8 protein-coding genes are annotated in these 9,742 nt (G+C 46.1%); 7 read left to right on the top strand and 1 reads right to left on the bottom strand.

Annotation, left to right across the window (positions count from 1 at the left end):
- The first annotated feature begins 150 nt into the window (after window positions 1-150).
- From L9W92_RS07195 to L9W92_RS07170, 6 genes are all read left to right on the top strand, one after another.
- Window positions 151-2,895 (top strand): UPF0182 family membrane protein, encoded by a 2,745-nt coding sequence (locus L9W92_RS07195; RefSeq protein WP_240083067.1) that lies wholly within the window; start codon window positions 151-153, stop codon window positions 2,893-2,895.
- A gap of 102 nt (window positions 2,896-2,997) precedes the next feature.
- On the top strand, window positions 2,998-3,774 hold the full coding sequence (locus L9W92_RS07190) for an alpha/beta fold hydrolase (RefSeq protein ID WP_240083066.1): 777 nt from the start codon (window positions 2,998-3,000) through the stop codon (window positions 3,772-3,774).
- Between the two features lie 45 nt (window positions 3,775-3,819).
- The gene (locus L9W92_RS07185) at window positions 3,820-4,923 is read left to right on the top strand and encodes a 6-phosphofructokinase (RefSeq protein WP_240083064.1); all 1,104 of its coding nucleotides are present in this window, start codon (window positions 3,820-3,822) and stop codon (window positions 4,921-4,923) included.
- A gap of 163 nt (window positions 4,924-5,086) precedes the next feature.
- Window positions 5,087-5,965 (top strand): radical SAM protein, encoded by an 879-nt coding sequence (locus tag L9W92_RS07180; RefSeq protein WP_240083063.1) that lies wholly within the window; start codon window positions 5,087-5,089, stop codon window positions 5,963-5,965.
- 146 nt (window positions 5,966-6,111) lie between these two features.
- Window positions 6,112-7,263, top strand: a complete 1,152-nt coding sequence (locus L9W92_RS07175; RefSeq protein WP_240083062.1) for a glycosyltransferase family 4 protein — start codon at window positions 6,112-6,114, stop codon at window positions 7,261-7,263.
- A complete protein-coding gene (locus tag L9W92_RS07170) occupies window positions 7,238-8,407 on the top strand; it encodes a DegT/DnrJ/EryC1/StrS family aminotransferase (RefSeq protein ID WP_240083060.1) in 1,170 nt (389 codons plus the stop codon). The genes L9W92_RS07175 and L9W92_RS07170 overlap by 26 nt, the downstream gene beginning before the upstream one ends.
- A gap of 9 nt (window positions 8,408-8,416) precedes the next feature.
- On the opposite strand, the gene L9W92_RS07165 is transcribed toward L9W92_RS07170, so the two are convergent.
- Complete coding sequence (locus tag L9W92_RS07165; RefSeq protein WP_240083059.1) at window positions 8,417-8,968, bottom strand: GGDEF domain-containing protein; 552 nt, start codon at window positions 8,966-8,968, stop codon at window positions 8,417-8,419.
- Between the two features lie 145 nt (window positions 8,969-9,113).
- Between L9W92_RS07165 and L9W92_RS07160 the strand changes: the two genes are divergently transcribed.
- Window positions 9,114-9,365 (top strand): hypothetical protein, encoded by a 252-nt coding sequence (locus L9W92_RS07160; protein WP_240083058.1) that lies wholly within the window; start codon window positions 9,114-9,116, stop codon window positions 9,363-9,365.
- Window positions 9,366-9,742 lie beyond the last annotated feature (377 nt).

Here is a 9,742-nt window from a genome sequence, read left to right as displayed (position 1 = left end):
TTAGATCCGAATTCCCAATTGGATGCGGATTTAAAAAAAATTCCTCTATGGTAAGTAGGAGGAATTCAATAACGATGGTTCAAGCAAAGCCTTGTGCCATCTGCCTCGGCGAATGCCGAGAGGCTATATTACATACAGGAGGTTAATTGTTTGTATAACAAATTGCGATGGTCCTTTATTACATTTTTGGGACTAGCCCTCATTCTGCTGGCAATATCTGTCAAGAGCGCGCAGCTATATACTGACTGGTTGTGGTTTCAAGCTCTCAGCTACCAGAGAGTATTTATGACAATCATTGTTTCAGAGCTAGGCCTGCGTTTTGCTGCCAGCGCCGCCTTTTTTATTCTGCTGTTTTTTAACCTCCTCTTGACACGCGGTCCGTTGATCAAGGCTTCGCAGAGAGCGGCAGTTTTTAGAGAAGACAATCTGGTCACAATTCAGGCATCACCTTTGAGCAAGTTGTTTAATCCAAGGTATCTATTGGCCGCGTATACCGCTTTAAGCCTGATTATGGCTTTCTTGTTCAGCTTTACTGTCGCGGGGGACTGGGTTACCCTGCAAAAATTTCTTCATCCGACCTCTTTTGGGGTATTAGATCCCGTTTTTCAACGCGATATCGGATTTTACGTTTTTCAGTTGCCTTTTTATCAGTTCTTATACAACGTGGCGAGTTGGACCATCCTGATTATCGCTTTTTGGGTGTGTGTAATCTACTTGCTTGTTAGTGTTGTCCAGGGTGCGCCCGGCCAGCTCCTGCATTCTATGGCGGCCCGTTATCATTTGTCTATTCTGGCAGTCCTTTTCTTCTCTTTAAAATCCGTGGGCTACCAGCTTGACCAATTCGCCTTGCTGTTTACTCACCACGGCGCCGTGTGGGGACCTGGTTATACCGCTACCCATACCACCCTGCTGGCCTATAAGGTGCTGACTTATGTCGCTCTTATTTGTGCTCTCGCTATTTTGGTGAACCTGTTCTTGCGCCGGTTTAAACTTATCGTATACAGCATCGGGTTTCTCGTGCTTGCCTCAGTATTGCTGGGCGGGATATATCCGATATTTGTGCAAAGATTTATAGTTACGCCAAACGAAATTTCCATGGAGACGCCATACCTGGAGAGAAACATCGAGTTTACCAGAAAGGCGTATAATCTTGACGCTATTGAAAGAAGCAGTTTCCCCGCCGGAAAAGTGCTGTCGCTGGAAGAGATCCGGGCCAATAATGATACAGTAGGCAACATCCGCCTGTGGGACTGGGAGCCTCTCCAGCAGACTTACAGTCAGCTCCAGGAAATGAGATCGTATTACCAATTTAAGGATATTGATGTGGACCGCTATCTTGTTGACGGCCATTACCGTCAGGTGATGCTGGCGGCCAGGGAACTAAACCAGGAACATCTGTCTTCTACGGCCAAAACCTGGGTGAACCAGCGGCTTAAGTACACGCACGGTTACGGTATCGCGATGAGTCCGGTAAATGAACTTACCGGGGAAGGTTTGCCTGCTTTCTTTTTGAAGGATATTCCACCGGCAACCACAACCGATCTTAAAGTCACCCGGCCGGAAATTTATTACGGTGAATTAACTGACAATTATGTCATCGTAAATACCAAGACTCTGGAATTTGACTATCCCAGCGGTGACGAAAATGTCTTTTCGACATATGAGGGCGGAGGCGGCGTCAATTTAGGGAGTTTCCTGCGCCGGGTCATGTTCGCTTTTTCTTTGGGGGACTATAAATTGCTGCTTGCCAGCGATGTCGACAACAGCAGCAGGATCCTTTACTACCGAAATATTAAACAAAGAGTGCAAAAGATCGCTCCCTTCCTTGATTATGACAGCGACCCTTACTTGGTTCTTAGTGAAGGCAAACTATTTTGGATGTGGGATGCCTATACCACTACGGACAAGTATCCTTACTCTGAGCCATATAATAAAGTAAACAATTACATCCGCAACGCTGTGAAGGTGGTGATAGACGCTTATACGGGCAATGTTGTTTATTATATCAGCGATCCGGAAGATCCCGTGGTTATAACCTACAGCAAGATTTTCCCCGGATTATTCAAAACGATGGAAGAAATGCCCGGAGATTTAAAGCAGCATATACGCTATCCCGTGGACCTTTTCAGTATACAGGCGAATATGTATGCCGTCTATCACATGGAAGATCCGCAGGTTTTCTACAACAAGGAAGACAAGTGGAATTTACCGACCGAGCTGTTCGGCAATGAAGAGAAACCGATGCAGCCGTACTATACCATTATCAAGATGCCTGGCGAAAGCAAGCCGGAGTTTGTGTTAATCTTGCCGTTTACACCGCAGAACAAGAAGAACATGATTGCCTGGCTGGCGGCCCGGTCCGACGGCGCGGATTATGGAAAACTGCTGGCTTACGGCTTTCCCAAGCAGGAACTGGTTTATGGGCCGATGCAGATCGAGGCCAGGGTTAACCAGGATACAACGATATCCCAGCAGCTGGCTTTATGGGATCAACGCGGCTCCCGGGTGATCCGGGGCAACCTGCTGGTCATCCCGATTAAAGATGCCTTGCTTTATGTCGAACCGCTTTACCTCCAGGCTGAACAAAGCAAAATGCCGGAATTGCGCCGGGTGATTGTCGCCCACGGCGATATGGTGGTAATGGAGCCAACCTTGGAAAAAGCGGTGGAAAAAATATTCGGTCCTGGCGGAGGGATACAGAGACCGCCGGTTACGGCAGAACCCGGTGCAGAGCCTTTGTCACCTGCCAGTGTGGCTGAATTGGCGCAAAAGGCCAACCAGCTTTACGACGAGGCGCAAAACAAGCTTAAGGCTGGAGACTGGTCCGGCTATGGCGAATCATTGTCTAATTTAAAACAGACCTTGACGGAATTAGTTAACAGGGCTGAGCAGTAAATAATAAAATTAGTTCATGGAAGGGACTCCCCTTCCATGAACATTAATTTAACAGATTGTTAGATTGCTATCGGCCTTGGCGGTAGCCTTTATTTTGGGCGGGTGAGAGATGTGCCGTACTGCGAGTTGGACGACGTCAGGTATTTTTATTATGAGCGTTTCCCTGAAAAAACGGTAAAAGAAGAAAAAACAATTTTTTTTATCCATGGAGCCGGTGGCAACGGCAGTTACTGGACAAAACAATTAGCCGGAATAGGAAGCAGCTTTCGTGTTATCGCGCCGGACTTGCCCGGACACGGGAAATCGGGTGGAGCTTCATGCGACAGCATAAAAGCTTATCAAGAGTTTATAAAAAAAATTGCTTCTAAGTTGAGCGACAGCCGTTTTTACCTGGTGGGTCATTCCATGGGAGGTGCGGTCGCGTTGGACTTTTCCCTGCATCACCCGGAAATGCTGGCAGGTGTTGTCTTAATGGCAACCGGAGCCAAATTTAGCGCGGTCAACGCGATTCTGGAAATGTTGAAAAACAGGCGGTACAATCACGAGCTAGTTGCTCTCGTTTACAGCCAAAACGCTCTGTCACAGTTTAGAGAGCTTGCCATTAGGGAAATCAACTCTGTTAGTCCGGTGGTTTGGTTTAGGGACTTTTCCGCGTGTAAACATTTTGACGTAACTTCCCGGCTAGCAGAGATTCAATTGCCGGCGTTAATCATCACCGGCTCTGCGGACTTGCTTACACCGTTAAAACAGGGCCGTTTGCTGGAATGCGGACTGCCCAACGCCAAATTGCTCAAGATTGAAGGAGCGGGCCATATGCTTATGCTGGAGGAACCGGAAATTATCAATAAACATATTATTGATTTTGTATCATCAAAATGATATCGTAGTTTTAGCTTATTTGCCAATGAAAATGGAGGGAATAAAGTGGCGATAAATAAAACAATCAGGCGGATCGGAGTGCTGACAGGCGGTGGTGACTGTCCGGGACTGAACGCTGTGATCCGCGCTGTGGTAAAAACCGCCATAAAGGAATACCGGCTTACGGTAGTTGGTTTTGAAAATGGCTTTGGCGGGCTGATCCAAAACCGGGCGCGTGATTTAACCGAAAGAGACGTAGTCGGCATCCTGCCCCGGGGGGGTACCATCTTGGGTACTACCAACCGTGACAACCCCTTTCATTATCCGATGGTCATAAACGGGCAAAAAGTATTTAAAGACGTGTCGGACCGCGTTATTGAAAACATTAATATACATAACATCGATGCGATGATTATTATTGGTGGTGACGGCAGTCTCAGCATCGGCAAGGAACTCTTTGAAGAAAAGGGCTTGCCGGTAGTTGGCGTACCGAAAACTATTGACAACGACTTATCGGCTACCGACCAGACATTTGGTTTTGACACAGCTTTAAACACAGCCACCGAGGCGATTGATAAGCTGCATACGACTGCTGAATCACATCACCGGATCATCGTGTTGGAGGTAATGGGGCGCTATGCCGGTTGGATAGCGCTTGAAGCCGGTCTTGCCGGAGGCGCTGATGTTATTTTGATTCCGGAAATACCTTTCTCAATGGAAAAAGTAATTAAGAAAATTACTGACAGGCAGGAACAGGGAAAGAAATTCAGCATCGTGGTAGCGGCGGAAGGGGCAAAGCCGGTCGGTGGCGAAATGGTGGTCCAGCGCAGGGTGGAGGACAGCTTTGACCCGATTCGCCTTGGAGGTATCGGCAATGTTGTTTCTTATCAAATAGAAGAAACCACTGGTATGGAATCCCGGGCTACGGTACTGGGACACTTGCAGCGGGGAGGAACCCCCACGGCTTTTGACCGCATATTGGCCACCCGTTACGGCGCCGGCGCCGTCAACCTGGTTATGGCAGGCAAATTTGGAGAAATGGTATGCCTGCGCACCCCGAATATTGAATCGGTGCCTCTGGCAGAAGCAGTAGGTGAGCAGCGCCTGGTTCCTGTGGGTGGCGACTTGGTTCGTGCGGCAAAGCAAATTGGCCTCTCATTTGGAGATTGACAACTGCGTCAGGAGTTAGAACGAGAGAACGGTTTATTATCTCGAAGTATTCAGGATTTTGACACTTGAATTTTGAATACCTGATATAGTAACAATAATGTATAATTATTATATTAATATTAAGTAGGGATCCTATTTTTTGGATTAAGAAAGGGGTAGAAAGATGGGTTATTATCTTGTTCCGCCTGTCTACCGGCCACCCAGCGAAGCCGCCAGCCTGATCTTTCAGGTTACTCTGGGATGCTCGCATAACGCCTGCAGTTTCTGTGTATCGTATAAGGGAAAGAGATTCAGGGTTAAAACATGGGAAGAAATCGAGGCTGATATCGACGCGGCCAAAGTACCCTATCGTAATATTACCAGAGTCTTTTTAGCTGACGGAAACGCCATGGTGGCGGAAACCGGACTGCTTCTTAAAGTACTGGAGAAACTCTATCGAGACTTTCCTTACTTGGAGAGAGTGGGCATTTACGCCAGGGCGAGTGACTTCCTGAGTAAAACACCGGAGGATTTAAAGAAACTGCGTGAAGCAGGCATTACTCTTGCATATTTGGGCCTGGAAAGCGGCAGCGACCACATTCTTAATAAAATGATTCACAAGGGTTCGACTGCCGCCGAGATAATTGAAGGCGGCCGTAAAGCCATGGAAGCCGGGTTACCGCTGTCTGTCACCGTTATAATCGGGGTGGGCGGTCCGGAATTGTCTGAAGAACACGCTAGGGCAACCGCCGAGGCGGCAAGTGCAATCAACCCGGCTTATTTGTCGGCGCTTACCATGTTGATTCCAGAAAATTCATTTATGGACAGAAAAGTGAAAAAGGGCGAGTTTAAACTGCTCACACCGGAGCAATCCCTTCAAGAACTTAGAGTTATGCTGGAAAATATGACCCTGACAAACTGTGTGTTCAGGAGCAACCATGCTTCAAATTACCTTCCGTTAAAAGGCGTGCTAAACCAGGACAAGGAGAAGCTGGTTGCCCTCATCCAAAAGGCGCTGGCACATCCGGAGTTGCTCAGACCTGAATTTTTACGAGCTCTATAGAGATAAACAAGCAGGAAGTATTCGGGCACACCGTACCGTACTATGAAAGGAATCAAACGGGTGCCCTTGCTATTTATTGGGGTCCGTGTTAGAATCTTGCATGTTAAATGTTCAATACAACTTTTTTTACCGGGAGGTCCGGTCAATTGAAAATCGGTATTTTTACCGACAGCTATCTGCCGTATACCAGTGGAGTTGTCCGTTCGATTCAAACGTTTAGTGAAGAACTTACCAACAAAGGGCATGAAGTTTTTATTTTTGCGCCCAGCTACCGCGACTGCCGTAAAGAAAACAGGGTATTCCGTTTTTCATCGATACCGTCCCCGACCAACCGCGACTTTGCTTTAGCGATGCCCTTTTCAATCAAGCTAAGGCCTACCATCAAGAAACTAAACCTTGATTTGATTCATGTGCATTCCCCTTTCCTGCTGGGGCGTCTCGGCGCCAGGTATGCCAGGAGGCTGGGCATACCATTGGTTTTTACTTTTCACACTTTATATGAACAATACGTGCATTACATACCATTTGCACAATCGCTAACGAAAGATCTGGCTCAAAGAATAAGCAGGGGTTTTTGCAACCATTGCGACCTGGTCATTGTTCCGACGGCTGCGATTGAAGAGTATTTGCATAAAATAGGCGTAAAAGCGTCAATTCGCGTAGTGCCGACCGGGATTAAAGTGGCCGATTTTCAGAGTGGGGACCGGAACTGGCTGAGGCGCAGGTTTGATTTACCCGGGGGTGAAAAAGTCCTTCTATTCGTTGGGAGGTTGGGGCTGGAAAAAAATATCGGCTTTCTCATGGAATGCTTCGCAATAATTAACCGGGAAATGAGCAAGGTAAGACTTGTGCTGGTGGGGAGCGGTCCTGAAGAAGAGGAATTAAAGTCTAAAGCAAAAGAGCTGGGAATTGCTGAGCAAGTAACATTTACAGGAGTTTTGCCGCCTTCTGATGTGGTGAACTGCTGCGCCGGGGCTGATATTTTTGTGTTTTCCTCAGTTACGGAAACTCAGGGTATTGTCATCGGCGAAGCTAAAGCCGCCGGGCTGCCGGTGGTAGCCGTATCAGCTTTCGGGGTTTCTGAAATGGTGGATGATGGCATCGACGGATTCCTGACGGAGCTGGAGCCGCTGCAATTTATCGAAAAAATAACCCTTCTTCTGAAAAACGACGATCTGCGCGAAAAAATGAGCCATAATGCGAGGAAGAACGCCGAAAACCTGTCCACTGCCAACTGTACGGCAAAACTTATAAATTGTTACGGCCAGGTTATTGAAAAAAGTTCAGGCGGAGTATAGACAGAAGCTAAAATTTAATTCCGGTGACAATCAAGTGAAAAAAATACCTATGCTTGACCTTGCACCTGAAGTAAGGTTGCTGTGGGACAAAATCAATGTCGCCATCCAAGAGGTTATCCGTTCCGGTCAATTTATCTTGGGGCCAAATGTCCAAGCTTTTGAGCAAGAAGCGGCTGATTATCTGGGAGTCAAACATGCTGTCGGGGTTAATTCAGGAACCGACGCTTTGGTTATCAGCTTGCACGCTGCTGGAATAGGCCCGGGAGATGAAGTGATTACTACGCCGTTCACTTTTTTTGCCACTGCGGAATCAATTAGCCGGGTGGGCGCTATTCCGGTTTTTATCGATATTGATCCGAGAACATTTAATCTTGATCCCGGATTAATTGAAAACGCGGTCACAACACGCACCAAGGCCGTCCTGCCGGTGCATTTATACGGCCATGCCGCAGATATGAAGGCAATTCTCGCGGAGGCGGAGAAATACCGGTTATTAGTTATAGAAGATGTTGCCCAAGCCTTCGGCGCGGAATTTGAAGGTAAAAAATTGGGGGCTGCCGGTAGGGCGGGGTGCTTCTCGTTTTTTCCGTCGAAAATTCTTGGCGCATTCGGAGATGGGGGCCTTATCACAACCAACGACGAACATATAGCCGAAACGGCCAGACTGCTGCGGGCGCATGGTTCGGCGAAAAGGTATTATCACGAAGAGATCGGTTATAATTCACGATTGGACGAAATTCAGGCAGCCGTTTTGAGAGTTAAACTGCCTCATATTGAAAAGTTGAATGAAAAACGCAGACTGGCTGCCGGGCGGTATAACGAATTATTTAACGAAATACCCGGAATAACGACACCATATGAAGCGCCGTTCACCAAGCATGTATTTCACCAGTACACTGTCAGGGTGCCGGGTGGAATGCGTGACAAAGTGCAACAATATCTGGCCGGACAAGAAGTTGAAACAAGGGTTTATTATCCGGTACCCCTGCACAAGCTTCCGGTTTACCGGGATAGTGGCCCAGTTTTAAAGAATGTGGAGCGGGCTGCCGCCGAAGTGCTTAGCCTGCCCATTTGGCCGGATATGGGGTATGACTTGCAACAACACATCGTGAATTTGATAAAATCGGCAATAAACCAGGGGTAACCTCGCCACCTATTTGCTGATACAGTTTCTCCCGTTCTCTTTCGCCCTGTAAAGCGCGTTATCCGCAGACTTGATCACATCTGCAGCCGTTTTATTTTTTTCGGTTTTCTCGGATACTCCAATACTAACAGTGAGAAAGAGCCGCTTTGCAGAACTGCTGTTCGGTTTAGCCTTTTGGGGCTTCTTTTTGGGCCTGTCCTGTCCACGGAGGACAAATCCCCTGCTGGAGATTTTACCTCTTAATTTCTCCAGGTGGGAAACAGCGTCATCTACTCCTTTGCCGGGAAAAATAATGGTAAATTCTTCGCCTCCGTAACGATAGATTTTCCCCCCGCCGGTGACATTTTTCATCATCGCGGCGACAAACTTTAACGCATTGTCACCTACATCGTGTCCGTAAGTATCATTAAATTTTTTAAAGAAATCTATGTCCAACATGGCGATAGTATATTTGCCGCCTATTTTCATCAATTCTTCCATAAGTGCGCGGCGGGTGGGAATGCCGGTTAATTCATCCAGATAGGCCTTTCTATAAAGGTCTTGAATTATTGCAAAAATCAATATGACTGACGATATGGAGAAAAATATAACCAGGGCCAAATTATTTTCTTTGAAATTTAGGGCTATAAAAGAGGCAACTATGACGCCGGCAAATGAGCTTTCATAAGATGATATATTTTTACTTTGTCTTATTATCAGGAGCAATATGGCGGCAAGTAATAATAAAATTGCTATCTGCGGTACAGGCGTTTGGCTAAGTATTCTTAAAGAAAAAACTTTTTTATTGATGAGATTAATTAAAGGTTGGTTATTCGTCCCAAATATTGTAGCGGTAAAAATAATCTCAACAAATATCAGGGCTATCCGATTTTTCCCGCCCGGAGTTAAAACACCACGTTCTGTTAAGAAACTAAATATTATTATATTTAATGGAATAAAGATGCAGACGGCAGGATAAACAACGCTCAAGTATAATTTTTTGTCTACCAATAAATATTGACTCAATAGTAATGTTATTAATGTGAAAAAAACTCTATTTCGATTAGAAAAATAACTAACAACTAAGCCAATCAATAATACAGCGTAAGAAGAGTATCGTATTGCCTCATAAGATACCAACTGCGTTTCCTGAATTTTTAAGAAAAGCTTGTAAGATAAGTATATTAATATAAAGGGTATTGAGATTGGCAATAACGCTTTAATATCCCTGAAATTCATGGTTGCCCTTTACTCACTTTCTACATGGACTTATAGATCTTATCGTTGCAGGTAGATAAATAATTTAGAGATATTTCGACATATTTTGCTATTTCACCTGTATTCCAATTTATCCTT

The organism is Pelotomaculum terephthalicicum JT, from assembly GCF_022410535.1.
GTDB lineage: Bacteria > Bacillota > Desulfotomaculia > Desulfotomaculales > Pelotomaculaceae > Pelotomaculum_D > Pelotomaculum_D terephthalicicum.
Note: the sequence above shows the minus strand (reverse complement) of the source record. Positions and strands in the feature narration are given on the sequence as shown.

Excerpts from the sequence above, each read along its gene's own strand:
- L9W92_RS07180 (WP_240083063.1), top strand. The coding sequence starts at position 5,087 with ATGGGTTATTATCTTGTTCCGCCTGTCTACCGGCCACCCAGCGAAGCC.
- L9W92_RS07160 (WP_240083058.1), top strand. The coding sequence starts at position 9,114 with ATGGCGGCAAGTAATAATAAAATTGCTATCTGCGGTACAGGCGTTTGG.